We start from the raw sequence: 24,790 nt of genomic DNA, 5'->3' as shown, positions 1-24,790 counted from the left end.
CCCGGTGTCCGCCAGTACGGGAAGCAGGTACGGCGTCGCGAGGAAACCGGTGCCGACGTGGGTGCCGGCCTCGCGGATGAGGGCGACGAGACGTTCGGCGGTCCGCGCCCGCAGGTGGTCGGGGACCAGGCCGAAGGCGAGCGCGCGCACGTGGGTGGCCTGCGTGTCCACGGTCAGGGAGCCATCGGCGGCGATGAACTCGGTCCTCCAGGCGCTGAGCACGCCGGCGGCATAGGTCTCGTAGTGCTGCGCGTCGGCGTTTTCGCCGAGGATCCGGGCGATGCGGGCGAGCAGGTGGGACGACAGGTAGAGGTAGGCGGTGGCGACCACCGTCTGGTCGGTGAGGTAGGAGGGCGTCTCCTCGTCCGGCTCGGTCCACTCGCCCCAGTGGAAGCCGCTGTCCCACAGGAAGCGCCGGTGGCCCTCGCCGCTGCCCGCCATCGTCGCGGCGTAGGCGACCCACGCCTTCATCGAGTCGTACTGCTCGGCCAGGATCCGGGTGTCGCCGTAGGCCAGATAGGTCTCCCAGGGCACGATCACCGCAGCGTCGCCCCACCCGGCCGAACCCTGCATGTGGGCGTACAGTTCCTCCGAACGGCGGGCGTGGTGAGGGTCTGGCACCCAGTTGGGCACGCGGCCGTCCGGCCACTGATCGGCCGCCAGGTCGCGCAGCCACTTCACCGAGAAGCCGGCGACGTCGTAGAGGTAGGCCGCGGTGGGCAGAAAGATCTGCCAGTCGCCGGTGAAGCCGGCGCGCTCCCGCTGCGGGCAGTCGGTGGGGAGTCGCAGGCGTTGCCGCGGAAGCTCCACACCGCCGCCTCGTGCAGCCGGTTGATCCGCACGTCGCCGCAGCGGAACCAGCCGGTGCGGCGCAGGTCGGTGTGGACGACCACCGCCTCGATCTCCAGCGGGCCGTCGTGCCCCTCGACGCGCACGTAGCGGAATCCGTGGGTGGTGTGGCGTGGCTCGAACACCTCGCCGCCGTCGCCGGTGACCCGGTCCCGCTGCCCGGTGTCCAACCTCGTTCCGGTGGCGTGGTCATGGGCGGCCAGGTGTTCCATGGTGACGTCGCCGTCCGGCCCCAGCGCCTCGCCGTGCGTCAGGGTGACCTGCCCAGCGGGCGCGGTCAGGCGCACCCGGCCATTGATGATCTGCCCGAAGTCGACCACCTGGACGCCGGGCCGCGGGTTGGTGATCGCTACCGGCGCGAGCGTCTGCACCCGGCGGACGGGCGGGGCGGGGCTGGTGGTCAGCCTGCCCTCGGCCGTGAGGTCCGGCAGGCCCACCCGTGCCCAGCCGCTGACGTCCAGGCCCGGCTGCGACCAGCCCGGGATCGCGCGGGTGAAGTCGACGTCCTGGCCGTCCATTGGACCTCCAGTCCGGGCCGGTGCCGGCCACTGTGTCGCCGGCGTGCAGTTCGGCCAGGAAGGCGGTGCGTGAGCCGTACCCGTCGGGAATCCGCTCGTAGCCGGTCCGGCCACGGAACCAGCCGTCCGACAGGACCGCGCCGATGACGTTGGGCCCCGGCCGCAGCAGCGGGCCGACATCGTAGGTCTGCACGTGCAGCCGGGAGCGGTAGGCGGTGAAACCCGGCGCGAGTTCGTGGTCGCCGACGCGGACGCCGTTGACGAACACTTCGTAGATGCCGTGCGCCGTGGCGTAGAGCCGCGCCCTGTCCGGGACGCCGCCGAGGGTGAACTCGTGCCGCAGCAGGTAGGCGGGACGCCTGCCGGGTTCGGGTGTCTTCTCCTCGGCCGGTTCGATCCAGCGAGCCGTCCAGGCGCCGATCGTCCGTTCCCAGAACGACGGCTCCGACCAGTCGCTCTCGCCGAGGTCCGTCCATACCTTGACTCGCCAGGTCACCCGCTGACCGGCGGCGGGTTCCGGCCCGGCGTAGGGCACGAGCACGCTCTGGTCGCTCTCGACCCGGCCGGAGTCCCGGTCCTGAGCCCGGATCCGATAGGCGACCTGCCGCTTCGACCTGGGCGGCAGCCACCAGGACAGGCACGGACGGGCGACGTCCGTCCCCAGCACTTCACTGAGATGGTCGACTCTCAGACGGCTTGGCTTGTTCACGAATTCGGGCTCCCAGTTCGCGGACGGACTTGATGCGCAGGACGATCAGGCCGCCGAGCAGCGTGCGCCGGCTGCGCAGGGTGAGGGCGGGTGTGTAAGGCGGCTACTTACACGTGGTAGTAGCGCCTCCAGGGCACATCGAAGGTCATCCGGCCTCGGAGCCCGAGGGGCGACGGATGGGCCCGGCCGGGGAGTCCCGATCAGCGGGATGTGCGTGGAATCGGCTGGTCGACGCGGCTTAGCGTCAGCGAGCCGCCATGGACGGTGGCGGCCTGCGCTCCACTCGATTCAGTCCGGAGGTGCCTTGTGGCGCACGAAGTCGTTACCCGGGTAGAGGAGATCGCCGGGCGGTTGGCCGCGGTCGCGGACGAGACCGAGCGCCTGGGCAAGCTGGCGGACGAGAGCGTCAAACTGGTCCGCGAGGCCGGGGTGATGCGGTTGCTTCAGCCGCGCGACTTCGGGGGATATGCCGCGCATCCCCGCGACTTCGCCGAGGCCGTGATGGCGGTGGCGCAGGCGTGCGGCTCGACGGGCTGGGTGTGCGGCGTGGGCGGGGTCCACCCGTGGGAGATGGCGTTGTGCGACCGGCGCCTCCAGCAGGAGGTGTGGGGCGAGGACCCGAACACGTGGATCGCCTCGCCGTACATGCCCGGCGGGGTGGCGACCCCGGTCGATGGGGGATACGTCCTCAACGGGCGCTGGCAGTTCTCCTCGGGCACCGACCACTGCGACTGGATCTTCCTCGGGGCGCTGGTCGGCGACGCCGACGGCAAGCCCGCGCAGCCCGTCAGGTCCATGCACGTGGTGCTGCCGCGCGCCGACTACACGATCGTGGACGACTCCTGGGACGTCATCGGGCTGAGCGGCACCGGCAGCAAGGACATCATCGTCGACGGCGCGTTCATCCCCGACTACCGCACGATCGACGCCGAGGAGGTCGCCGCCGGAGAGGTCGCCGCCGAGCGGGCCGGCCGGACCGAGACGGTGTACAAGCTGCCGTTCTGGGCGATGTTCCCCCTGGGCATCACCGCCGCGGTGATCGGCATCGCGGAGGGCGCGCTCGCCGCCCATCTGGACTACCAGCGCGACCGCGTGATGGCCATCGGCACGAAGGTCAAGGACGACCCGTACACGATGTACGCGATCTCCGAGGCGGCGTCGGAGATCGCCGCGTCCCGGGTCCAGTTGCTCGACGGCATCAGCAGGCTCTACGACCTGGCCGACGCGGGCAAGCCGATCAGCTTCGAGGACCGGTCCGTCGTCCGGCGTAACCAGGTGCGCTGCGCCTGGCGCGCGGTGTCGGCGGTGGACGAGATCTTCGCCCGTTCGGGCGGCAACGCCGTACGCCGCAACAACCGGATGCAGCGCTTCTGGCGCGACGCGCACGTCGGTCTGCAGCACGCGATCCACATCCCCGGCGCCATCTACCACTCCACGGCGCTGACCCAGATGGGCGTGGAGCCGCAGGGCACGCTGCGCCTGCTCATCTGACGCCCTGGGACGCCGTACGAACGAAGACGACCCCCTACAAGCAAGGAAGAAGGCCATGACCGACATCAGTTCGCTGGGCTACGTACGCGTCCGGGCCACCGACCTCGACGCGTGGCGCACGTTCGCCTTCGACACGATCGGGTTCGCCGAGGGGACCGGCCCCGAGGCCGAGGCCCTGCACCTGCGCATGGACGAGCGGCACGCCAGGATCGTGATCCTGCCGGGCGATGAGGACCGCGTGGAGTGCGTGGGGTGGGAGGTGCGGGACCACCTGGCGCTACGGCGCGTGCAGTCGGCCGTCGAGGCCGCCGGCATCGCGACCAAGCCGCTGTCACAGGAGGACGCCGACACCCGCCGGGTCGAGGCGGGCATCGCCTTCGAGGCCCCCGGCGGTACGCCGGTGGAAATCTTCTACGGCCCCGCGCTGGACCACAGCCCGATCGCGACGAAGTTCGGCAACCGCTTCGTGACCGGCGAACTCGGCCTCGGCCACGTCGTCGTGCCCGTGGCCGACCTGGACGGCGCCTACCGCTTCTACGCCGAAGTGCTCGGCTTCCTCCCCCGAGGCGCCTTCCGCCTTCCGGCGCCGCCCGAGTACGGCCCCGTCCGGCTGCGGTTCATGGGCGTCAACCCCCGCCATCACAGCCTGGCCATCATGCCGACGCCCGACCTCAAGTCACCGGCGCTGGTGCACATCATGGTGGAGTGCGAGACCCTGGACGAGGTCGGCAGGGCGCTGGACCGCGTGACGACAGGGGGCTACCACATCTCCTCGACGCTGGGCCGGCACACCAACGACAAGATGATCTCCTTTTACGTCCGCACTCCCGGTGGGTGGGACCTGGAGGTCGGCTGCGACGGGATGCTGGTCGACGAGACCTCCTACACCGCCGAGGAGATCACCGCCGACAGCTACTGGGGCCACAAGTGGGACTTCAGTTGATCTCGGATGCGGGTGACCGGCCGGTAACAGGCTGATCGGCGCCCGTAATCCGTGGCGGGCCCCGGAGCGGAGCCGATCTCCGGGGCTCGCGGCTGGTGCCGCACGCGCTCGTAACTCGTGGCCGTAGCTGTTGGCACCCGCGTTGAAGATCAACAGACCTACCTCGGCGTCGTCGGTCGCCGAGCGGACGGCCTTGAGCGCGCCGGGCTCGGTCAGGTCGAGCTCCCCGGTGCGGACCTCGACGCCCTTCGCCCGCACCCGCGCGGCCGTCTCGGCGAGCGGTGCCGGCTTGCGCGCGATCAGCACGAGGTCGATTCCGGCGTCGGCGAGCAGGAGCGCGAACGACGCCTCCACTCCCTCCGACCCGCCGGCGATGACGGCCCACGGCCCGTACACGCCTCTCTCGATCATGCCTGTCGTCCTTCGCCGATCCTCGGATACGGCGTTCGGCATGCGCCTTCTGCCATTGCTGAAGCTAGGACGCGTGCGCGGGCATCTGATCGCCAGTCCCGGTGGGCAGGACTGCCAGACAGGGCACGGGAATCGAAGAGCCGTGACGTCTCCAGGATGCGTCCCGTATTGCCGTTGATCGCGCGTCTTTGATATTTTATTTCCGATCATATACGCGAAGACAGGAGTCATGCGGCCGTGACGCTCCGACAGGGCGGCCCGCTGGCCGGGCTGAAGGTCATCGAGCTCTCCGCGCAGGGACCGGTGCCGTTCGCGGCCACGATGCTCGCGGACATGGGGGCCGACGTCATCCGGGTGGATCGGGTGACCGGCACGGGTCCTCGCCGGGACAACCCGGCGACTGACGTCTTCGGCCGCAGCCGCCGCTCGATCGCGCTCGACCTGAAGGACCCTCGGGCGGCCGGCATCGTCCTCGACCTGGCCGAGGGTGCGGACGCCCTGTTGGAGGGCTTCCGTCCGGGGGTGGTCGAAAGGCTGGGCGTCGGCCCTGGGGAGTGCATGGCGCGCAACCCCGCCCTCGTCTACGGGCGGATGACCGGGTGGGGGCAGGAGGGCCCGTACGCGGCCATGGCCGGTCACGACATCAACTACCTCGCCCCCACCGGGGCGTTGCACGCGATAGGCGCGCGGGGCGGACCACCGGTCCCTCCGCTGAACCTGCTGGCCGACTACGGCGGCGGCGGAATGTTCCTCGCCTTCGGGATCGTCTGTGCCGTGCTGGAGGCTCGCGCGTCGGGCCGCGGACAGGTCATCGACGCGGCCATGGCCGACGGGGTCGCGATGCTCACCGGCCTCTTCTACTCACTTGCGCAGCAGGGCAGGTGGTCCACGGAACGCGGCACCAACCTGCTGGACTCCGGCGCGCACTTCTACGGCGTGTACGAGACCGCCGATGGCGAGTACATCTCCGTCGGCGCCATCGAGCCGCGCTTCTACGCACGGCTGGTGGAGGCGCTGGGCCTGGACCCCGCCGAGGCGCCCCAGCATGACCGGACCCGCTGGGAGAGCCTGCGAAAGCGGTTCGCGGAGGTGTTCGCCACGCGGACCCGCGCCGAGTGGTGCGAGACCTTGGAGGGCACCGACGTGTGCTTCGCGCCGGTGCTCAGCCTGACGGAGGCCCCGTCACATCCGCACCTGGCGGCCCGCGGCACCTTCGTGGACGTGGACGGTGTGCGCCAGCCCGCGCCGGCGCCCCGGTTCGGCAGGACCGCCGCTCCCGTACCGGATCGCGCGCCGGTCCCCGGTGAGCACACCGCCGAGATCCTCGCCGAACTCGGCCTGGACGAGGCGGCCATCGCCCGGTTGCGGGCCGACGGGGTCACCGCGTGACGGGCGGAGTGCCGCCGCATCGGTACTCATGGAAGGGGTGGGAGATGGAGCTACGACCAGGGCTGAGGCTCAGGAGCGCGGTGTCGGAAGCCGAGTTCATCGTCATCCGCGCGCTCGCCGGTGACGTGGACCTGAGGTGCGGGGGTGTGGCCGTGGTCGCGGCCGACGCGCCCGTCCCGGATCGTCCTGACCTCGCCGGGGAGGTGCCGGACGGCACAGTCGCGATCGGCAAGCGCTACACCGACGAGAGCGGCCGGCTGGAAGTGCTGTGCACCAGGAGCGGAGCGGGCCGGCTGAGCCTGGGCGAGTCCGAGCTGACCGTCAAGGCGGCCAAGGCGCTGCCCTCCTCGGACTAGGGCGCGCATGAACATCCTCACGCTGCTTGAGATCGTCGCGACCGCCGACGGTGACCGGGTGGCCATCGGCGACCGGGCCGAGGGCCTGACGTACGCGCGGCTGCTGGAACTCGCCGACGGCGCGGCGGCGCGGCTCGGCGGCGGCGACCGGCCGGTTCTGTATACCGGCACCGCGACGGAGGTCTTCCCGGTGGCGCTGTTCGCCGCCGCCCGGGCCGGACGGCCGTTCGCGCCGCTCAGCTACCGGCTGGCCGCCGACCGCCTGGAGCGCCAGATACGCGGGCAGCTCCCCGCCGACCTCGTCGGACCCAAGGTCACCTGCGACCTGGTGGGCGCGGACGAGGGCGTCCGCGCCACGCCCGTCGAGGACCTGATCGGCCTGGCGGCATCCGGCGGCGCCCCGGCGTACGCCGCCCCCGGCGACCCCGAGGCAGCCGCCGTGTTCCTGCACACCAGCGGCACGACGGGAGACCCGAAGGTCGCCGTGCTGCGGCACCGGCATCTCACTTCGTATGTGCTCAACGCCACGGATCTCCTGTCCGCGGGGCCGGACGAGGCCGCGCTGATGAGCGTCCCGCCGTACCACATCGCCGGCATCGCCGGCGTTCTGACCAACCTCTACAGCGGACGCCGCATCGTCCAGCTCCCCGACTTCGACGAGCGCGCCTGGGTGGACCTGGTGCGCGAGCAGGACGTCACCCACGCGATGGTGGTGCCGACGATGCTGGCTCGGATCGTCAAGGTGCTGCAGGCCGACGGCGGGGGCCTGCCCAGCCTGCGCCACCTGTCCTACGGCGGCGGCCCGATGCCCGCGGGCCTGATCAGGACCGCGCTGGAACTGCTGCCGCACGTGGACTTCGTCAACGGCTACGGCCTGACCGAGACCACTTCCTCCATCGCGGTGCTGGGGCCGGAGGAACACCGCGCGGCGCTGGCCTCCGGCGATCCCGCCGTCCGGAGGCGTCTGCACTCGGTGGGCCGGCCACTGCCCGCCGTGGAGATGGTGGTGCGCGACGCCGACGGCCGGGACCTGCCCGCCGGAGTCCGGGGCGAGCTGTGGGTGCGCGGCCCGCAGGTCTCCGGCGAGTACGCCCGGGCGTCGCTGCTCGACGGCGAGGGCTGGTTCCGCACGCGCGACGCGGCCTGGATCGATGACGCGGGCTACGTGTTCGTCGAGGGACGGCTCGACGACGTCATCGTCCGCGGCGGCGAGAACCTGTCGCCCGGGGAGATCGAGGACGTCCTCATGGAGCACCCCGGCGTGGCCGAGGCCGTCGTGTACGCCGTGCCGGACGAGCAGTGGGGGGAGGCGGTGGCGGCGGCGGTGGTCCCGCGTCCCGGCCGGCAGGTCGGCGAGAAGGAGCTCAAGGAGTGGGTCGCGGCCCATCTGCGCTCCAGCCGGGTGCCCGCGCACGTCACGTTCCGCGAGACCCTGCCGCGCAACGACCTGGGCAAGGTGCTGCGCAGGGTCCTGCGCGCCGAGCACGAGGCGGGGCGCGGCGGCCCGCAGGCCGGCTGACCTGTTCGGCGGCGGAATCTGGAGGAAGCAGGCATGGAGGAGCGCAAGGCCCTGTACATCGCGGGGGAGTGGACGGCCCCGCGCGGGGACGGCGTCATCGAGGTGGAGAACCCCGCGACCGAGGAGAGGATCGGCGCCGTCCCCGCGGGCACGGCCGAGGACGTGGACCTCGCGGTGCGGGCGGCCCGTGCCGCGTTCCCCGCCTGGTCCGCGACGTCCTTCGCGACCCGGGCGGACGGGCTGCGGCGCCTGCACGACGCGCTGGCGAGCCGGGAGGACGTCATCGCGCGGACCGTCACCAGCGAGGTCGGGACGCCGCTGACCGCGTCCCTGCGCAGCCAGGCCAGGTTGCCGCGGACCGTGGTGGGCGGGTACGCCGAGATGATCGCCGCAGGCATCGCCGAGGAGAGGATCGGCAACTCCCTGGTGCTGCGTGAGCCGGTGGGCGTCGTCGCCGCGATCACCCCGTGGAATTTCCCGCTGCACCAGATCACCTGCAAGCTGGCTCCCGCCCTGGCGGCGGGCTGCACCGTGGTGATCAAGCCCAGCGAGGTCGCGCCCCTGGCGGCTTACCTGCTGATGGACGCCGTGCACGAGGCCGGGTTCCCCCCGGGCGTGGTGAACATGGTGCCCGGGTACGGCCCCGTGGCCGGCGAGGCGCTGGCCGCCCATCCCGAGGTCGACATGGTGTCCTTCACCGGCTCGGTGCGGGCGGGCTCGCGCGTCGCCCGGCTCGCCGGGGCCGCCATCAAGAAGGTCGCCCTGGAACTGGGCGGAAAGTCCGCCAACGTGGTCCTCGACGACGCCGACCTGGAGACCGCGGTCAAGGTCGGCGTGGCGCACGCGTTCCTCAACACCGGTCAGGCGTGCGTCGCCTGGTCTCGCCTGCTCGTCCACGCCGACCGGTACGAGCAGGCGGTGGAGCTGGCGAAGCGGATCGCCGAGGGCTACCGCCCCGGCGACCCGCTCGACCCGGCCACGAAGCTGGGGCCACTGGTGTCGGCGGTTCAGCTCGACCGGGTCCGCGGCTACATCGAGACCGGCCTGGCCGAGGGGGCCCGCCTGGTCACCGGAGGGCCGGCCAGGCCGGCCGGGTTCGACCGCGGCCACTACATCGCCCCCACCGTGCTGGCGGACGTCGATCCCGACGCCACGGTGGCCCAGGAGGAGATCTTCGGGCCGGTGCTGTCGGTGATCCCGTTCCGCGACGACGACGAGGCGCTGCGGATCGCCAACAACTCCCGCTACGGCCTGTCCGGGGCGGTCTGGTCGGCCGACCCGGATCGCGCGCTGAACTTCGCCCGCCGGGTCAGGACGGGCACCATCACCGTCAACGGCGGCGCCTACAACCCCCTGGCGCCCTTCGGTGGATACAAGCAGTCCGGCATCGGCCGCGAGATGGGGCGTTACGGGCTGGAGGAGTTCTGCGAGATCAAGTCCGTCCAGCTCTAGCCGGCACCTGCCCGGATCACGGAGGACCCGCATGCACGAAGGCAAGCACTACGTCGTGACAGGAGCGTCGTCGGGCATCGGGGCCGCGTTCGCCGAGCAGGCGCGTGCCCTGGGAGCCCGGATCACTGCGCTCGACATCGCCGAGCCCGGGATCACGGTCGACACGTTCCACCGCACCGACATGTCGTCCAAGGAGAGCATCGAGGCGGCGGCCGGGCGGATCGGCGGGCTCGACGCCCTGGTGAACTGCGCCGGTGTGCCCGAAGGCGACCTTCCCGACGAGCAGGTCTTCGCCGTCAACTTCCTGGGCCTGCGCCATCTGACCGATCTGCTGCGCCCGCGGGTGGCGGACGGCGGCAGCGTCCTGAACATCGCCTCGATCGCGGGGCACCGCTTCCACGAGAACATCGGCCTGCACACCGACCTGCTGCGCACCGAGGACTTCGACGAGGGAGCCGCCTGGTACGCCTCCGGTCGCGCCCGGGGCATCGGCGCGTATCGGTTCTCGAAAGAGGCGGTGTGGATGTTCACCTTCCACGGGGCGGCGACGGGTCTCGCGCGGGGCGTCCGGATGAACTCCGTCTGCCCCGGCCTCGTCCGCACCCGGCTTCTCCCGGCGTTCCAGGGGGCGATGACCCCCCGGTCCATCGAGCGCGTTCGCGAGGTGGGCGGGCCGGCGGAGCCGCGGGAGATCGCCTCGGTGATGTCCTTCCTGCTCTCCCCGGAGGCGCGGTTGATCAACGGGCACAACCTCGTGGCGGACGGCGGCTTCGTCGCCTCCATCATGACCGGGCCCTGATCCATGACATCCGTAGAAAGGAACAGCATGAACCAGCTCTGCCGCGATTTCGGCATCGAGTATCCCGTGTTCGCGTTCAGCCACTGCCGGGATGTCGTCGCGGCGGTGTCACGAGGTGGCGGGATGGGCGTCCTCGGCGTCGTCGCGATGTCCCCCGAGGAGATCGACATCGAGCTGACCTGGCTGGAGGAGCATTGCGGGGGCGCGCCCTTCGGGGTGGACGTGGTCATGCCCGCCAAGACCGTGGACAGGGAGCAGGGCCTGGGAGACTCCGCTTCCGTCATCGAGGATCTCACCGCCCTGATCCCGCCGGGGCATCGCGAGTTCGCCGAGAGGCTGATGGAAAAGCACGGCGTGCCGCGCTCGGACGGCTCCGAGCCGTACCGTTTCGGGCATGGCCACGGTGCGCCGGGCCTGACCGCCGCCTACGGCAAGGCGCAGTTGGAGGCGGTGTTCACTCACCGCAACACCTTCCTGGTCAGTGCGCTGGGAGCCCCGCCGAAGGAGGTCATCGACCGCGCCCACGCCGAGGGCGCCCGGGTGGGCGCCATGGTGGGCAAGCCCGAGCACGCGCTGAAGAGCCTCGGCGACGGGGTGGACGTGTACATCTGCCAGTCCTACGAGGCCGCGGCCCACACCGGCGAGATCGGCAGCATGGTCCTGGTGCCCGACGTCGTCGACGTGGTCGGCGACGTCCCGGTGCTGGCGGCGGGCGGCATCGGCAGCGGGCGTCAGATGGCGGCGGCCATGGCGTTGGGCGCCCAGGGGGTGTGGACCGGCTCGATCTGGCTCACCACCAGGGAGTCCTCCACCGATCCGCGGGTCGTCCAGCACATGCTGACCATGAAGTCGACCGACACGGTGCGCTCGCGCTCCCAGACCGGTAAGCCCAACCGGCAGATCCGCACGGCCTGGACCGAGGCGTGGGACGGCCCGGAGAGTCCGGGCAACCTGCCGATGCCGCTCCAGCAGATTCTCTACTCCGAGTACACCGACCGGGCCCGCCGGGCCGGGAAGTACGAGCTGGTCGGCGGGCCGGTCGGCCAGGTGGTCAGCCGCATGAACAAGGTCCGCTCCGCCGGCGATGTGCTGCTGGAGATCATCGAGGAGTACGTCGCGACGATGGAGCGGATGAGCGAGACATACCGCTCCCTCGGCTGACCCCCGGTCGGAGGGACGATGACCGGAGAGCGCACGGGTGTGATGACCGCATCGGTGAACCGCGGCTATCGTGGTCGGGTAAATTCGATCAGGGATCGAATATCGAGCGGCGCAGGCGGATTGGACGGACACATGGCCGGTACGGGGTCGGCGAAGCTGAGGCGCATGCCGGCTCGCCCGAAGCTGTCGGATGAGGTCATCGAGACCCTCCGTCAGGCGATTCTCAGCGGTGCCTACCCGCATGGCGCGAAGCTCGGCCTGGAGGAGCTGGCGGAGGAGCTGGGCGTCAGCATCATGCCGGTGCGCGAGGCGCTCATCGCCCTGGCCAATGAAGGGCTTGTCGTCGCCGAGCCCCGGCGGGGCTTCCGTGCCTCCCCGCCGGAGCAGCAGGACATCGACGACATCTTCGAGATCCAGGCCCACCTGGCCGGGATCCTGGCCGCGCGGGCGGCGAAGGTGGCCACCGAGGAGGACATCGCCCGGCTGCGCGACATCCACGAACGCTTCGCGGCCCTCTCCGAGGAACCGCCCAGCAGGGAGCGGTCCGCGGAACTGGGCAGACTGAACACCGAGTTCCACCGGCAGATCAACAAGCTGCCGCCGGGCGACCGGGTCAGGTGGTTCCTGCGCCTCGCCAACCGGTTCGTACGTCAGGATCTGTTCGAGTCCGTTCCCGGCGTGGTCGAGGGCGCCCTCCAGGACCATCCGGCCATCATCGAGGCCATCGAGGCCCGCGACAGCGAGCGGGCCCGCCGTCTGGTCGAAGAGCACTTCACCCAGGGGGCGAGCCTGCTCGGCTGCACCCTCCTCGGCTCGCAGTAACGGCGGGCCTCGTAGTAACGGCCTGCGCTGCGGCGTCAAGACGGGTAGCGGTCCGCGATCACGCGAGCGTAGCCGGGCGCGATCTTGAAGAAGATGTCGACGCGGCGGATGAGGCCGCTGTCGTCGAGCGTCGTCTCGATGAGCTCGTGAAGCTCCGTCAGCTCGGCGTCCGCGGTACGCCGGAGCTCCTCCCGGCAGTGGGCGACCGCGGTACGGCCGTCGGCCGATCTGATGACCGTGCTGGGTTCGATGCTCCAGTGCGCGTAGTCGCGGAAGACCCGCTCGAACATCGACAGGTAGAGGTCTCGGCCGATCACGGTGTCCGGACCTCCGTACCACAGACCGATGCGTTCGACGTCGTCGGCGAGCGCGGAACGGATCAGGCCGAGGTCGCGGGTGCGTAAGCCCGTCCAGAATCGATCGACGGCATCATGGTCGGGCGCGTCAGTGTGCACAGGTCTCCTTTGAAGTCGTCCCTGCGCCGCGCCTTTCGTAGCGCGGCTCCGATCGCATCCACGTTGTAATATCTTTGATCATATGTCAAACTTGCCGTCACTTCCGGCACTGCATCGGAGAGTGTGTGATGGCAAGACGAGTGCGACTGCGCGAGTCGGCGGCCGTGATGCTGACATTCGCCGTACTGAGCGGTTGCGGATCCGCACCCGCCCCTGACGGGACCTCCGGCTCGGGGGGAGTGCTGCACATCGGCTCGGTGACCGAGATGCCGGGACTCGACCCCGTGCTTCTCACCACCCCGGCCACGGGAATGGAACGAGGGCTGCCCGTCTTCGACTCCTTGCTGCGGCTCGACGCGTCAGGCGAGGTCAAGCCGCAGCTCGCCGAGTCCATGACCTCCGGCGACGCCAAGGTCTGGACGATGAAGCTCCGGCCCGGCGTGAGGTTCACCGACGGCACGCCCCTGGACGCCGAGGCGGTCGCCTACAACGTCGAGCGGCACCGCGCCCCCGGCAGCCTCTCACCCGGCAAGGCCCTGCTGTCGAGCGTGGAGGAGGTCGAGGTCGTCGACGATCTCACGATCCGCTTCACCCTCGCGCACCCCTCCGGATCGTTCCCCAACGTCTTCACCGCCGAGTCGTCCGTCGGGTTCATCGGCTCGCCGGCCGCGATCAAGGCCGACCCGGAGGGTTTTCGCGACAAGCCGGTCGGGGCGGGCCCCTTCATGTTCAAGGAATGGGTGAAGGACGATCACCTCACCCTGGTGAAGAACCCGCAGTACTGGCAGCGCGGACTGCCGCACCTGGACGGCATCGAGTTCAAGATCATCCCCGATGGGCAGACGCGCGCCGACGCCTTGCGGAGCGACGCCGTCCAGCTCACGCAGGCCGATCCCGACAACTACCGCCCTCTCGCCGCGGACGGCCGGTTCGTCGTCCACGAAGGCTCGGGCGGGCAGTTCGTCTTCCTCAACCAGTCCACCGAAGCGGGCAGGGACGTCCGGCTCCGCCGGGCGATCCAGCTCGCGTTCGACCCCAAGACCGCCAACTCCGTGATCTTCGGCGCGAACAGCCCGTGGGACGGCGACGTCGACTGCCTGCCGTGGACGAAGGAGTCGCCGGCCTGTCTCAAGGGCGACGCGCCGGCTCAGGACATCGCCGAGGCCAAGCGGCTGGTGGCGGAGTACGTGGCGGACGGCGGCAAGCCCCGGCTCACCCTGACCATCAATGACACCAAGGTCAAGGACGCCGAGTACATCCAGGCGACCTTGCGGCAGATCGGCATCGACGTCACGATCCGCGGCCTGCCCGCGGCCGAGATGGCCACGGCTCAGGCGAAGGGCGACTTCGAGTTCGGGTGGAGCGCCGTGTCGGCCTTCGCGTCCTTCTATCCGCGCGGCTACAACTACTTCGCCGCGAAAGGCCGCAACCTGCTGAAGCAGTCCAACGCCGCGCTCGACGCCGCCCTCGATCAGGGGCGCGACGCGCTCACCGCGGACGAGCGGAACAAGGGATGGCGGAAAGTGCAGTCGATCCTCAACGAGCAGGCCATGGCGGTCTGGTACAGCCCGTACCCGACCCGGATGATCTCCTCGTCCAGACTGCGGTTCGCCGAGGACTACCGGGGCGGCTCGGTCTACTACACCGAGAACATGTCGCTGCGGTGAGCGTTTCCCACGCAGAGATCGCCGGTGAAGGAGCGTGTACGTGAGCGGGGCCGAGATGCAGGCGCAGTCCCAGTTCGTGGCACAGGTGCGCCGGCTTGTCGACCTGGCGGTGCGCGTCCCGCCCGTGCGCGACAGCGCCCGGTTCGCCGCGGAGCTGCGCGGCATCGCCGATCGCATCGAGTCCCACGCGGGAGACGGCCCGTGGTTCCACGGCGTCAGGCCGGGGGACCGCCCGGCCCTGCCGGCCGGGGGCGCGGGCGCGTCCACCGCCGGCGCCCTGTGGGCGAGATTCAATCCCCAAGCGCCGCCGATCGTCTTCTCGCGGGTCGATGACGAGGTCGTCGGCACGGTCGAGGTGGGGCCGGCCTTCGCCGGGCCTCCGGGACGCGTGCACGGCGGAGTGGTCGCGACACTGCTCGATCACGCCATGGGCGCCTACCTGTTCGAGATCGGACGGTCGAGCTTCACCGCGACCTTGAACATCGGCTATCTGAAAGCCACGCCGCTCGGCGCCCCGTTGGAGGTCCGAGCGGGCCACGACCGCATCGAGGGGCGGAAGACGTCCATGTGGTCGACCATCTCGGTCGAGGGCGAGGTGGTGGCCCGTGCCACGGGGTTGTTCATCCAGATCGCGTCTTAGCGGGGCACATTTTTGATAATTGACATTATATCGAAAATCTTGACACGATGGACGGGCACCGGGCTCGTCCCGTCGGGCGACGCGTCAAGGGAAGGTTGCGAAACGTGAGTGAAGCCGTGTCGGCCCGTCCCGCCTATCGGGACCTGCCGCTCCTGGACGAGGGATCCGACTACCGGCATGCCTGGGAGTTCTGGGGCAAGGGCGATCCCCTGGGCTGCCTGAACGACATCACACCCCAGGCGCGGGCCAGAGGGCTGGCCGCCGTGCGCGCCTCGGAGGTCGTCAACGTGACGTTGCCGCTGACGCTGCCCGACCCGCCGCTGTTCGGGCGCGGGGCGTACACCCACACCGTCTTCCCGCCCAGCAAGCGGAACTTCGTGGACGAGAAGGTGGACGGCCTGTTCCCGCAGCGGTCCACCCAGTGGGACGGGTTCCGGCACCTGCACGTGCCCGGCCACGGCTTCTTCGGCGGTGTCGACGTCGAGCCCGGCCGCGACCTGGACACGATCAGCGTCCACCACTGGGCGGAGCGGGGAATCATCACCCGCGGCGTGCTCGTGGACGTCTCGGCGCGCATCCGGCCCGCGCTCGACGCCGCGCCGGACGAGCCGGTGGCCCCCGTCGAGGCGGAGGAGCTGCGGGCGGCCGTGGCGGCGAGCGGCGTCGAACCGGCTCCGGGAGACCTGCTGTGCGTGCGCACCGGCTGGATGGCGCACTACCTGGAAGCGGACGCCGCGGAGCGCGAGCGGGTGGCCCGGCGCGCCACCTGGCCCGGCCTGTCCGGCTCCGCCGAGGTCGCGGAGCTGCTGTGGGACTGGGGAGTGGCCGCCGTGGCCGCCGACAACCCGGGCGTCGAGTGCTCGCCCGGCAGCCGCGCGGCCGGCAGCCTGCATCGCAGGCTCCTGGCGCTGCTCGGCATGCCGTTCGGCGAGCTGTTCGACTTCGAGACGCTCCACCGCAGGCTGGGCGAGGCCGGGCACAACGACTTCCTCTTCGTCGCCGTGCCGCTCAACCTGCCGGGCGGAGCCGGTTCGACGGGCAACGCCGTCGCGCTCATCTAGCGCGGCGTTTCACGCATCACCCGGCTCGGCCGCGAGCACGGGAGAACGACAGGGAGGATGGGCAAATGACCGAGGACCGCACCGGCCGGTTGGCGGGACAGCGGGTCATCGTGGCGGGGGGCGGGGGCTCGGTGGGCTCGGCCCTGTCCGCCGCGCTGGCGGCGCAGGGCGCCCGGGTGGTGGTCGCCGACGTCGCGCTGGAGTACGCCCGCGACGTGGCCAAGCAGATCGCCGCCGACGGGTTCGAGGCGCGCCCGGTACACCTCGACGTCACCCGCGCCGATTCGATCAAGGCGGCGCTCGCGGAGTCCGTGGAGTGGCTGGGCGGGCTCGACTCGCTGATCAACTCCACCGGGGTCAGCGCGTCCGCGCCCATGCTGGAGGTCACCGAGGAGCACTGGGACCGCATCCACGACGTCAACCTCAAGGGCGCCTTCATGCTCGCCCAGGCGGGCGCCCGGGTCATGGCCGAGCAGGGGACCGGCGGCAGCATCGTCACGATCACCTCGACCAACGCCGAGCGCGGCGTGCTCAACCACGTCCCCTATGGGGCGAGCAAGGGCGGGCTGCGCCAGATGGTGATGGGCATGGCGGCCGACCTCGCGCCGTACGACATCAGGGTCAACAACGTCGGCCCTGGGATGATGGCCACCACGATGCGCAACAACGCCTCCACCGAGGTGCGCACCAAGGTGCCGCGCAAGGTGCTGCGCGGCCGCCTGCCGACCGGGGAGGACGTCGCGAAGGTGGTCTCCTTCCTGATCAGCGACGAGGGCGAGTACATCACGGGCGCGAACCTGTACGTCGATGGCGGCGCCCTGACCGGCCTGTTCTGAAGTGACGAGACCACCGACGACGAGGCAGGGAGCCAATGGCTGGCATGAAGAACCACTACCGGCAGGTGCTGGGGCAGTATCCGACCGGGGTGAGCGCCGTCACCGCGCGAGGGGCCGACGGCACCCCCTTCGGCCTGACGGTCGGGTCGTTCACCTCGGTCTCGATGGACCCGCCGATCGTGGGCTTCCTCCCGGCGAAGTCGTCCACAAGCTGGCCGAAGGTCCGGGCGACCGGCGCGTTCTGCGTCAACGTGCTGGCCTATGACCAGGAGCATGTGTGCCGCGCCCTGTCGGCCAAGGTCGAGGACAAGTTCGCCGGGCTGGGCTGGCGGCCGGGCCCGACCGGCTCACCGGTCCTGGAGGGCGTACTGGCCTGGATCGACTGCCGCATCCGCTCGGTCGTGGAGGCGGGGGACCACTTCATCGTCCTGGGCGATGTGGTGGACCTCCAGCTCGGCAGCCCGTCGCTGCCCCTGGTGTTCTTCCGCGGCGGCTACGGACGGTTCAGCCCCGGGCCACTGGTGGCCGAGTCGGTGCAGAACTCCGGAATGCTGCGCCTGGTCAACGCGGTACGCGACCAGATGCAGATGCTCTCGGCCGAACTGGGCGTCGAGGCCAGCGCGACCGGCATCGTGGGCGGGCGGCCCGTGCTCGTCGCGAGCACGTGGTCCCCCTTCAGCGACCGGGCAGCGGTGCGCGCCGGCGACCGGGTGCCCTTCCGCCCGCCGCTCGCCGTGCCCATCGCCGCCTGGGGCACCCGGGAGCAACGCGAGGAGTGGCTCGCCAACGCCGGCCCGGCGCTGGAACCGGACCAGCGCAAGCGGCTGGAGGACATTCTGGACGCCACCCGCGAACGCGGCTGGGCGATCTCCGTACGGCCGGACCCTCCCGAGCACGCGATCAGCCGGATGATCGAGGCCAACGACCGTCTCGACGAGATCGGGCTGGGAAGGTTCCACCCGGCCGCCGGCACACTCGGCACACGGGGCATCGACGCGCGCAACCTCAGCGCGCCGATCTTCGCGCCCGACGGTTCGGTGGTCATGTCACTGTCGGTGTCGGGCATGTCCTCGCCCCAGGCCGGCGGCCGCATCGAGGACGTGGCGGGACGGCTGGTGGAGGCCGCGCGCGAGGCGGAGCGGGTGACGTACGGCGGCATCCGATGAGCGGCGGCCTCGACGTGGAGCGCGAGGCGGGGTGCGCGCGGGTGGTCCTGCGCCGCCCCGAAGTCCACAACGCGCTGAGCCTGGCGCTGCTGGCGGAGCTGGACCGTACGCTCCGCGAACTGGACGCCGACGACGACGTCGGCGTGATCGTGCTCGTCGGGGAAGGCGGGCGGGCCTTCTCCTCCGGCTTCGACCTGCGCGACCCCTCGGCGCGCGGGCGGAGACCGGTCCCGCACGCCTACCCCGACGTCACCCGTCAGGGCGAGCTGCCCGGATTCGACGCCCTGGAACGCTGCGCCACTCCGGTCGTGGCCGCCATCGACGGATACTGCCTGGGCGGAGGGCTGGAGCTGGCGTTGCTGTGCGACCTGCGGATCGCCACCCGCGGCTCCAGCTTCGGGCTTCCCGAGCCGCATCGCGGCATGCTCGGCGGCGCCGGACTGGCCCACCTGTCCCGGTCGATCCCGCTGGGCGAGGCGCTGTGGCTGCACCTGACCGGCGGGCGGATGAGCGCCGACCGCGCCTACCAGATCGGGCTGGTGCAGGCGCTCGCCGACGACGCGGAGTCTCTGACGCGGCTGACCGGCGAGGTCGCCGCGCAGATCCTGCGCGGCTCACCGCTGGCCGTGCAGTTCATCAAGCGCATCGTGCGCGAGGGACGCGAACTGAGCGTCCAGCAGCAGTGGCGCTTCGCCGAGATGTTCAACTTCGTGCTCCGGGGCAGCGACGACGCGGCGGAGGGGCCCCGGGCCTTCGCCGAGCGCCGCGAACCGGCCTGGACCCGCCCCCGGCCCGAAGCGGCCGAGTAAGGAGATCAGCACCGTGGCTACTGGCACCGTCCGTTCGGACGCCTGGCGCGCGCTCGTGTTCGACTCCGCCGACGCCGCCGTCGCCGCGCTCGCGCCCGGTCCGGCGAGCCGGGGAATGTGGATCGGCGGCCGGGAGGCCGCGGCCGAGGCGGGGGAGTGGCTGGACGTGCTCGCCCCCTCGCATCGGGGCGCGATGATCGCGCGGGTGCCCCGGGGCCGCGCCGAGGACGTGGCGACGGCCGTCGCCGCGGCGAGGTCGGCCTTCCCGGACTGGTCCTCGCACCACTTCACGGTACGGCAGCGGGCCCTGCTGGAGGCCGCGGACGCGATCGAGGCCAGGGCGGCCGATCTGGCCCGGGTCATGGCGCTGGAGACCGGCAACGCCCTGCGTACGCAGGCGAGCGTGGAGGTCGCCTCCCTGGTGTCGCTGTTCCGCTACTTCGCCGGGGTCGCCGGCGAGGCGAAGGGAACCGTGCTGCCCGCCGGCGACGGCCAGTTGCAGTACACCCGGCGCGAACCGCTCGGCGTCGTCGGCGCGATCATGCCGTGGAACAGCCCGCTGCTCATCGCCGGGCTGAAGATCCCCGCGGCGCTCGCTGCGGGCAACACGGTCGTGGTCAAGGCCGCCGAGGACGCCCCGCTGGCGGTGCTGATGATGGCCGAGCTGGTCCAGCCGCACCTGCCGCCCGGGACCCTCAACGTCGTCACCGGCTACGGCGCCGAATGCGGCGCCCCGCTGGCCGCGCACCCGGGCGTGGACAAGGTGACGTTCACCGGCTCCACGGCGGTGGGCAGGGGCGTGGCGGCGACCGCGGCCGAGCGCCTGGTGCGCTGCTCGCTCGAACTCGGCGGCAAGAGCCCCACCGTGGTCTTCCCGCAGGAGGTGACCGACGAGCTGGCCGACCAGATCATCCTGGCGATGCGCATCACCCGGCAGGGGCAGAGCTGCACCGCCGGGTCGCGCCTGTTCGCGCACCGCGAGATCCACGACGAGCTGTTGGAGCGGGTCGCCGCACGCCTGGCCGCGCTTCGCGTGGGTGACCCGCTCTCCCTGGCGAGCGACATCGGGTCCCTGATCAACCAGGCCCAGTTCGACCGCGTCTGCGGCTATCTGCGCTCCGCCGCGGACGAGCCGGGGGCGCGGTTCGTGCACGGCGAGCCCGGCCCGCCGTCCGAGCCGGAGCTGAGCGGCGGCTACTACCTGCGCCCCGCCCTCATCGCGGGCGTGGACAACGGCTGGCGGATCGCCCGCGAGGAGATCTTCGGCCCGGTGCTCGCGGCCATCCCCTGGACCGACGTCGAGGACGTGGTCGCCATGGCCAACGACACGCACTACGGGCTGGCCGCCTTCGTCTTCGGGGACCAGATGTCGCAGGTGCTGTCCGTGGCGCACCGCCTCCAGGCGGGCTGGGTGCAGGTCAACCAGGGCGGCGGCCAGGTGGCCGGGCAGTCCTTCGGCGGCTACAAGGACAGCGGCATGGGCCGGGAGGCGTCCCTGGAGGGCATGCTGGAGGGCCTCACCCAGATCAAGCAGATCAATGTGAGGCTGGGCCGATGACCCGGGGATGACCGGGCCGGGATCCGGGACCGGGCCGGCCGCGCCTGGGCGGGCACGGCCGGCGACCGGCACGCGCCGGCGCCTACCAGGGACGCCCGCCGTTGCAGTGGATCACGCTCCCGGTGGTGTAGCTCGCCGCGTCCGACGCGAGGTAGAGGGCCGCGGCCGACACCTCCTCGGGCAACCCGAGGCGGCCGAGCGGGATCATGCCGTCCTTGAGGAACTTGCGGCCGAGCTCGAACCGAGGCTCGCCGTACTCGGTGACCACGCCGGGGCAGACGGCGTTGACCCTGATGGCGGGGCCGGCCTGCTCGGCCAGGCAGCGGGTCAGCATCCACAGCGCCGCTTTGCTCGCCGAGTACGCCGGGCGGCCAGGCGTCGCCTTGAACGCGGCGCCGGAGAGCACGTTGATGACCGACGCGGTGCGACCCTCCTCGACCACGGGCTTCATCAACCGGTTGATCAGGCGGATCGGGCCGAACAGGTTGGTCTCGAAGACCTCGTACCAGGTCTTCTCCGGGATGTCGAAGACGGGCACGCCCGGGGTGGCGCCGACGAGGTGAGCGTTGTTGACGAGGATGTCGACGCCGCCGAAGAGGCCCTCGGCGGCGTCCGCGATGGCGTCGGCTCCGTCGGAGGCGCCGATGTCGGCCCGCACGGCCTCGACCCGGCCACCGGGCACCAGGGCGCCGAGACCGGCGAGCGCCGACTCCAGTTGCTCCGGTTTCCGGCCGGCGATCAGCACCTCCGCGCCCGCCTGGAGGAAGGCGGCCGCGATCTCCAGTCCGATGTTCTTGGAGCCTCCGGTGACGACCGCCCTGCGGCCGTCGAGCCGGAACGCGGACGGCGGCAGGCCGCGGGGCCGGTGGGGGATGGGACGGTCGTCGGCGGCCGGCTCACTCATTGCGTGACTCCCATGCTTTCAGATATTGATCATGCTGAAGGTGCGCGCTACCACCGCACCGGCAGCTCGGCCATCGGGGCGCTCAGCATCTCGCGCAGGAAACGCGGCTCGCCGGCCGGCGCCAGGTCCGGCAGCCGCGCGAACAGCGTGGTGAACGCCACCTGAAGCTCCATCCGGGCCAGGGGCGCTCCCAGGCAGTGATGCGCACCGTGGCTGAACCCCAGGTGAGGATTGGGCGATCGGGTCACGTCGAACCGGCCGGGCTCATCGAAGACCGTCTCGTCATGGTTCGCCGAGGTGCGGTGTACGACGACGAACTCGCCGGGTTCGATCCGGATTCCGGCGAACTCGATCGGCTCCAGTGCCAGGAAAGGGACACCGGCGACCTGATGCCCTTCGCCCACCGACTGGCGGCCGTGCCGGAGCACCTCCTCCGTCAACGTGGTGACGAACCGGTCGGGGTCCGACTGGAACACCGCTCGCTGCTCCGCGTGACGGAGCAGGGCGTACACGCCCGTGCCGATCGCGTTGGCGGTGTTGTCGAACCCGCCGGTGAGCACGAGCATGGCGATCCAGAGGATCTCCTCGCCGGTCAGCGAGTCGTCCTTGTCGCGCACCGATGCCAGCCCGCTGAGCAGGTCTTCCTCGGGGTGCGCCCGCTTGCGGCCGATGGCCTCGGTCAGATAGGCCGCCATCTCGTCCATGGCCGCGTCCGCCTGCTGCGCCGTTCGAGCGTCGATCGACAGCAGCACCCGGACCCATTCCTCGAACCGGTGCTTGTGCTCCATCGGGACGCCGAGCAGGTTGGTCAGGACGTCCAGCGGCAGCGGGGCGGCGAAGCCCGCGATGAGGTCCGCCGGCGCTCCGGCGCCTTCCAGGTCGTCGATCAATCGATGGGCGACGGCGGTCGTCCTGTCGCGGTACGACTCGACCCGGCGTGCCGTGAACCACTTCGCCACCAGGCGCCGCAGACGGGCGTGCTGCGGCTGATCGGTGAACATGAGGGTGTTCTTCAGAAACTTGGGGAAGGCCGCCCGATGGGGTACGTCCTGCCGCACCAGCGGCGCCCGGCCGAGACGGGCGTCGGCCAGCAGTTCCCTCGCGTGCTGGTGCGACAGCACGACCCACGCCTCGCCGCCCACCGCGAACCGCACCCTGGCGACCGGGCCACGGGCGCGCAGATCCGCCATCTCGTCGAGGGTGCGGGGCATCTCCGCCACGGGCATGTCGTCCTGGGAGCGCGTGCCCATTCGATCACTCACCCGTGTGCTCGCCGGCACGAAGGCCGGCAGGTTCGAGCCTGTTCATCGCTCCTCCTCGTGGTCCGCGGGAGGGCGGACCGTGGTGACAGTCACGATATCTTTTGATTTCTGATCAGAACAGACCCGCGCGGCGGTGGTCGTGCCCGGGAAGGCGGAGCCGTCCCCGAGCCCCCGGTCTCGGGGGGATGGGTCAGGCCGGTGCGGAGGTGCCGCGGCGCTCCAGGAACTCACGGTCGCCCGCGCCCGCGCGTTCCAGAAGTGACAGGTAGGCCGCGCGGCCGTCGGCGGCGACGTCCGGCGGAAGCTCGTTTTCGAGCCGCTTCAGCAGCTCCCGGTTGGTCAGGATGACCGACTGCGGCATCGCGCCGATGTGGCGGGCCGCCGCCAGGGCCGACGGCATCAGTTGCTCGTCGTCCTCCGCGTACGCGTTCGCCAATCCCATGTCGTAGGCGCGCCGGCCGCTGATCCGGAACCCGAAGGCCAGCTCGCGCGCGGCCGCCCGCGGCAGGTTCGCCCAGTAGCCGGTCTGCCAGCCGTGCAGGATGCCGCGGGGCACCTCGGCGATCTGGAAGGACGCCGAGCGGGCCGCCACCACGAAGTCCACCGCCCGTGTCGCCAGGTAGAAGCCGGCCCCGCCGGCGTAGCCGTTGACCGCGGCGACGAGCGGTTTGGCCACGTTGCAGTTCATGAAGAGGTCGGTGTTGAGGGTCGTGGCCTGGTCGCGGAGGCCGGTGTCGCCGGCGGCGCCCTCTTTGATGTCGCGCCCGGCGCAGAACGCCCGTCCTCTTCCGGTCACGATCCCGGCCTTGAGCCCGGGGTCGCCCTCCAGCTCGCGGTAGGCCGCTCTCAGCTCGCCGAGCATGGCGCTGCCGAGGGCGTTCATCCGCTCCGGGCGGTTCAGTACGATCACGCCCACCTCGCCGTCACGCTCGAATTCGACAAAACCCATGGGGCCGCTCCTCCTCCACTGGTGGTGGGGGGAGCATAATTAGTTATCTGCTAGCAGACAACTATCTCGTGAGGTTCTTCAGGAAGCGGGCGACATAGGTCAGGCACTCGTTCAGAGTCTCGGCGTCCCAGGTCCTCAGCGCGGCGTGGACCGGCTCCGACTGGGCGAGATCGATCGCGCTGAGCAGCCGCTCCCCGGCGAACGTGGCGGTGAGCACCGACCGCCGGCCGTCCTGCGGGTGCTGATGGCGTTGGACCAGGCGATGCGTGGCGAGCTCGGTGCACTGCCGGCTGGCCACCGACCCGTCCAGGTTCAGCGCGTGGGCCAGGTCGGTGATGTCGATCGGACCGCGGGCGGCGATCTCGCGCAGAACCGTGGTGGCCAGTCGCGGCACGGGCGATTCGGCGCGGGCCAGGATCGTGCGGATGTAGTGCGGGCTGGTGACCGTGGTGGCGGCCCACTGCACGAAGCCGGCGACGACGTCCTGGAAGCGGTCGATGGGGCTGCGGGGATCCGCCGCCGGCGAGGGAGTGGCGGCCGGGGCGTCGAAGATCGGCGAAGTGAAGCCCGGCTGCCTCATCAGCGACGCCTGGAGCGCTTGCAGATGTGCCCCGAACGAGGCGATGTCGTCCGCGGGCCAGTCGCCGACGGCCTTGACGTAGTCGGACAGCCATACGCCGCGCCAGCGGGTGCGGGCCGCCTCGCCCTCGGGAGTGGGCCGGATGCGGATGGACCGCCGGTCGCGCGGGTCGGGCTCGCGTACGACGAGCCCCATGCGGTGCAGCCGCGCGATCTGGCGGCTCGCCCGGGGCAGGTCCACCGAGAGCCGGGAGGCCACGTCGCCCACGGTCATGGGGGCGGCGGCCGACACCGCGACCAGGGTGAGGTTGTCCAGCGGGGTCACCGGAAGTCCCATGGCGGCCTGCATCCGGTCGATCTGCGCCCGGCTGCGGCCGCGCGCCTCCAGGAACAGGAGGAGCGCGACGACAGGATGCTCCCGTCCGTTCCATGCCTCGTTCACGGCCTCGTTCACGCTGAGGACGATAGCGCCCGGAGAACGCGCG

Annotated in this window: 22 protein-coding genes and 3 pseudogenes; 16 read left to right on the top strand and 9 right to left on the bottom strand. The window is 71.2% G+C overall.

Annotated elements, in window-relative coordinates:
* Window positions 1-15: 15 nt before the first annotated feature.
* The 3 genes and pseudogenes from HNP84_RS56855 to HNP84_RS56850 all read right to left on the bottom strand — a co-directional run.
* A pseudogene (locus HNP84_RS56855) lies at window positions 16-723 on the bottom strand (alpha-L-rhamnosidase-related protein); the annotation flags it as partial.
* Window positions 678-1,367 (bottom strand): family 78 glycoside hydrolase catalytic domain, encoded by a 690-nt coding sequence (locus HNP84_RS53770; RefSeq protein ID WP_246518978.1) that lies wholly within the window; start codon window positions 1,365-1,367, stop codon window positions 678-680. The gene HNP84_RS53770 and the pseudogene HNP84_RS56855, both read right to left, overlap by 46 nt.
* 16 nt (window positions 1,368-1,383) lie before the next feature.
* Window positions 1,384-2,076, bottom strand: a pseudogene (locus HNP84_RS56850) (alpha-L-rhamnosidase N-terminal domain-containing protein); the annotation flags it as partial.
* Window positions 2,077-2,382: 306 nt separating this feature from the next.
* Between HNP84_RS56850 and HNP84_RS32300 the strand changes: the two are divergent.
* Together HNP84_RS32300 and HNP84_RS32295 are read left to right on the top strand one after the other, a co-directional pair.
* A complete protein-coding gene (locus HNP84_RS32300) occupies window positions 2,383-3,567 on the top strand; it encodes an acyl-CoA dehydrogenase family protein (RefSeq protein WP_185053721.1) in 1,185 nt (394 codons plus the stop codon).
* Window positions 3,568-3,622: 55 nt separating this feature from the next.
* On the top strand, window positions 3,623-4,510 hold the full coding sequence (locus HNP84_RS32295; protein WP_185053720.1) for a VOC family protein: 888 nt from the start codon (window positions 3,623-3,625) through the stop codon (window positions 4,508-4,510).
* 138 nt (window positions 4,511-4,648) lie between these two features.
* On the opposite strand, the pseudogene HNP84_RS32290 reads toward HNP84_RS32295, so the two are convergent.
* A pseudogene (locus HNP84_RS32290) lies at window positions 4,649-4,921 on the bottom strand (SDR family NAD(P)-dependent oxidoreductase); the annotation flags it as partial.
* Between the two features lie 237 nt (window positions 4,922-5,158).
* Between HNP84_RS32290 and HNP84_RS32285 the strand changes: the two are divergent.
* The 7 genes from HNP84_RS32285 (at window position 5,159) to HNP84_RS32255 (ending at window position 12,419) form a co-directional block, all read left to right on the top strand.
* Window positions 5,159-6,310 (top strand): CaiB/BaiF CoA transferase family protein, encoded by a 1,152-nt coding sequence (locus HNP84_RS32285; protein ID WP_185053719.1) that lies wholly within the window; start codon window positions 5,159-5,161, stop codon window positions 6,308-6,310.
* A gap of 44 nt (window positions 6,311-6,354) precedes the next feature.
* Window positions 6,355-6,666 (top strand): hypothetical protein, encoded by a 312-nt coding sequence (locus tag HNP84_RS32280; protein ID WP_185053718.1) that lies wholly within the window; start codon window positions 6,355-6,357, stop codon window positions 6,664-6,666.
* A gap of 7 nt (window positions 6,667-6,673) precedes the next feature.
* A complete protein-coding gene (locus HNP84_RS32275; protein WP_185053717.1) occupies window positions 6,674-8,185 on the top strand; it encodes a class I adenylate-forming enzyme family protein in 1,512 nt (503 codons plus the stop codon).
* A gap of 33 nt (window positions 8,186-8,218) precedes the next feature.
* Window positions 8,219-9,637: an aldehyde dehydrogenase family protein gene (locus tag HNP84_RS32270; protein ID WP_185053716.1), complete on the top strand. Its 1,419-nt coding sequence runs from the start codon at window positions 8,219-8,221 to the stop codon at window positions 9,635-9,637.
* A 31-nt stretch (window positions 9,638-9,668) separates the two neighbouring features.
* Window positions 9,669-10,436, top strand: a complete 768-nt coding sequence (locus HNP84_RS32265; RefSeq protein WP_185053715.1) for an SDR family oxidoreductase — start codon at window positions 9,669-9,671, stop codon at window positions 10,434-10,436.
* A 27-nt stretch (window positions 10,437-10,463) separates the two neighbouring features.
* Window positions 10,464-11,597 carry an NAD(P)H-dependent flavin oxidoreductase gene (locus HNP84_RS32260; protein ID WP_185053714.1) on the top strand — a complete coding sequence of 378 codons (1,134 nt, stop codon included), beginning with the start codon at window positions 10,464-10,466 and terminating at the stop codon, window positions 11,595-11,597.
* Window positions 11,598-11,762: 165 nt separating this feature from the next.
* Complete coding sequence (locus HNP84_RS32255) at window positions 11,763-12,419, top strand: GntR family transcriptional regulator (protein WP_185053713.1); 657 nt, start codon at window positions 11,763-11,765, stop codon at window positions 12,417-12,419.
* 35 nt (window positions 12,420-12,454) lie between these two features.
* Here the strand turns inward: HNP84_RS32255 and HNP84_RS32250 are convergent, their stop codons facing one another.
* Entirely contained in the window at window positions 12,455-12,874 is a 420-nt protein-coding gene (locus HNP84_RS32250) for a nuclear transport factor 2 family protein (RefSeq protein ID WP_185053712.1), read from the bottom strand.
* Between the two features lie 128 nt (window positions 12,875-13,002).
* Between HNP84_RS32250 and HNP84_RS32245 the strand changes: the two genes are divergently transcribed.
* The 7 genes from HNP84_RS32245 (at window position 13,003) to HNP84_RS32215 (ending at window position 20,611) form a co-directional block, all read left to right on the top strand.
* Window positions 13,003-14,541 carry an ABC transporter substrate-binding protein gene (locus HNP84_RS32245; RefSeq protein ID WP_185053711.1) on the top strand — a complete coding sequence of 513 codons (1,539 nt, stop codon included), beginning with the start codon at window positions 13,003-13,005 and terminating at the stop codon, window positions 14,539-14,541.
* Between the two features lie 40 nt (window positions 14,542-14,581).
* Window positions 14,582-15,181 (top strand): PaaI family thioesterase, encoded by a 600-nt coding sequence (locus HNP84_RS55390; RefSeq protein WP_185053710.1) that lies wholly within the window; start codon window positions 14,582-14,584, stop codon window positions 15,179-15,181.
* A gap of 104 nt (window positions 15,182-15,285) precedes the next feature.
* Window positions 15,286-16,242 (top strand): cyclase family protein, encoded by a 957-nt coding sequence (locus HNP84_RS32235; protein ID WP_185053709.1) that lies wholly within the window; start codon window positions 15,286-15,288, stop codon window positions 16,240-16,242.
* 65 nt (window positions 16,243-16,307) lie between these two features.
* Window positions 16,308-17,078: an SDR family NAD(P)-dependent oxidoreductase gene (locus HNP84_RS32230; RefSeq protein ID WP_185053708.1), complete on the top strand. Its 771-nt coding sequence runs from the start codon at window positions 16,308-16,310 to the stop codon at window positions 17,076-17,078.
* Window positions 17,079-17,113: 35 nt separating this feature from the next.
* Window positions 17,114-18,244, top strand: coding sequence for a flavin reductase (locus HNP84_RS32225; protein WP_221337012.1), 1,131 nt, complete (start codon window positions 17,114-17,116; stop codon window positions 18,242-18,244).
* On the top strand, window positions 18,241-19,053 hold the full coding sequence (locus HNP84_RS32220; protein ID WP_185053706.1) for an enoyl-CoA hydratase/isomerase family protein: 813 nt from the start codon (window positions 18,241-18,243) through the stop codon (window positions 19,051-19,053). Before HNP84_RS32225 ends, HNP84_RS32220 begins: the two co-directional genes overlap by 4 nt.
* Window positions 19,054-19,066: 13 nt before the next feature.
* Complete coding sequence (locus HNP84_RS32215; RefSeq protein ID WP_221337011.1) at window positions 19,067-20,611, top strand: aldehyde dehydrogenase family protein; 1,545 nt, start codon at window positions 19,067-19,069, stop codon at window positions 20,609-20,611.
* An 82-nt stretch (window positions 20,612-20,693) separates the two neighbouring features.
* Here HNP84_RS32215 and HNP84_RS32210 read toward each other — a convergent pair whose 3' ends face one another.
* The 4 genes from HNP84_RS32210 to HNP84_RS32195 all read right to left on the bottom strand — a co-directional run bounded on the left by HNP84_RS32210 (window position 20,694) and on the right by HNP84_RS32195 (window position 24,759).
* Window positions 20,694-21,515, bottom strand: a complete 822-nt coding sequence (locus tag HNP84_RS32210) for an SDR family NAD(P)-dependent oxidoreductase (RefSeq protein ID WP_185053705.1) — start codon at window positions 21,513-21,515, stop codon at window positions 20,694-20,696.
* A 47-nt stretch (window positions 21,516-21,562) separates the two neighbouring features.
* Entirely contained in the window at window positions 21,563-22,765 is a 1,203-nt protein-coding gene (locus HNP84_RS32205; protein ID WP_185053704.1) for a cytochrome P450, read from the bottom strand.
* Window positions 22,766-22,967: 202 nt separating this feature from the next.
* On the bottom strand, window positions 22,968-23,726 hold the full coding sequence (locus tag HNP84_RS32200) for an enoyl-CoA hydratase/isomerase family protein (protein ID WP_185053703.1): 759 nt from the start codon (window positions 23,724-23,726) through the stop codon (window positions 22,968-22,970).
* Window positions 23,727-23,787: 61 nt separating this feature from the next.
* The gene (locus HNP84_RS32195) at window positions 23,788-24,759 is read right to left on the bottom strand and encodes a MarR family winged helix-turn-helix transcriptional regulator (RefSeq protein WP_185053702.1); all 972 of its coding nucleotides are present in this window, start codon (window positions 24,757-24,759) and stop codon (window positions 23,788-23,790) included.
* Window positions 24,760-24,790: the final 31 nt, after the last annotated feature.

Origin of the sequence: Thermocatellispora tengchongensis, from assembly GCF_014202315.1 — a bacterium.
Lineage (GTDB): Bacteria > Actinomycetota > Actinomycetes > Streptosporangiales > Streptosporangiaceae > Thermocatellispora > Thermocatellispora tengchongensis.
Note: the sequence above shows the minus strand (reverse complement) of the source record. Positions and strands in the feature narration are given on the sequence as shown.

Coding starts and splice junctions, on each gene's coding strand:
- HNP84_RS32280 (WP_185053718.1), top strand. CDS start 6,355: ATGGAGCTACGACCAGGGCTGAGGCTCAGGAGCGCGGTGTCGGAAGCC.
- HNP84_RS32265 (WP_185053715.1), top strand. CDS start 9,669: ATGCACGAAGGCAAGCACTACGTCGTGACAGGAGCGTCGTCGGGCATC.
- HNP84_RS32260 (WP_185053714.1), top strand. CDS start 10,464: ATGAACCAGCTCTGCCGCGATTTCGGCATCGAGTATCCCGTGTTCGCG.
- HNP84_RS32210 (WP_185053705.1), bottom strand. CDS start 21,515: ATGAGTGAGCCGGCCGCCGACGACCGTCCCATCCCCCACCGGCCCCGC.
- HNP84_RS32275 (WP_185053717.1), top strand. CDS start 6,674: ATGAACATCCTCACGCTGCTTGAGATCGTCGCGACCGCCGACGGTGAC.
- HNP84_RS32295 (WP_185053720.1), top strand. CDS start 3,623: ATGACCGACATCAGTTCGCTGGGCTACGTACGCGTCCGGGCCACCGAC.
- HNP84_RS32200 (WP_185053703.1), bottom strand. CDS start 23,726: ATGGGTTTTGTCGAATTCGAGCGTGACGGCGAGGTGGGCGTGATCGTA.
- HNP84_RS32255 (WP_185053713.1), top strand. CDS start 11,763: ATGCCGGCTCGCCCGAAGCTGTCGGATGAGGTCATCGAGACCCTCCGT.
- HNP84_RS32270 (WP_185053716.1), top strand. CDS start 8,219: ATGGAGGAGCGCAAGGCCCTGTACATCGCGGGGGAGTGGACGGCCCCG.
- HNP84_RS32230 (WP_185053708.1), top strand. CDS start 16,308: ATGACCGAGGACCGCACCGGCCGGTTGGCGGGACAGCGGGTCATCGTG.
- HNP84_RS32205 (WP_185053704.1), bottom strand. CDS start 22,765: ATGGGCACGCGCTCCCAGGACGACATGCCCGTGGCGGAGATGCCCCGC.
- HNP84_RS32245 (WP_185053711.1), top strand. CDS start 13,003: ATGGCAAGACGAGTGCGACTGCGCGAGTCGGCGGCCGTGATGCTGACA.
- HNP84_RS32220 (WP_185053706.1), top strand. CDS start 18,241: ATGAGCGGCGGCCTCGACGTGGAGCGCGAGGCGGGGTGCGCGCGGGTG.
- HNP84_RS32225 (WP_221337012.1), top strand. CDS start 17,114: ATGGCTGGCATGAAGAACCACTACCGGCAGGTGCTGGGGCAGTATCCG.
- HNP84_RS53770 (WP_246518978.1), bottom strand. CDS start 1,367: ATGGACGGCCAGGACGTCGACTTCACCCGCGCGATCCCGGGCTGGTCG.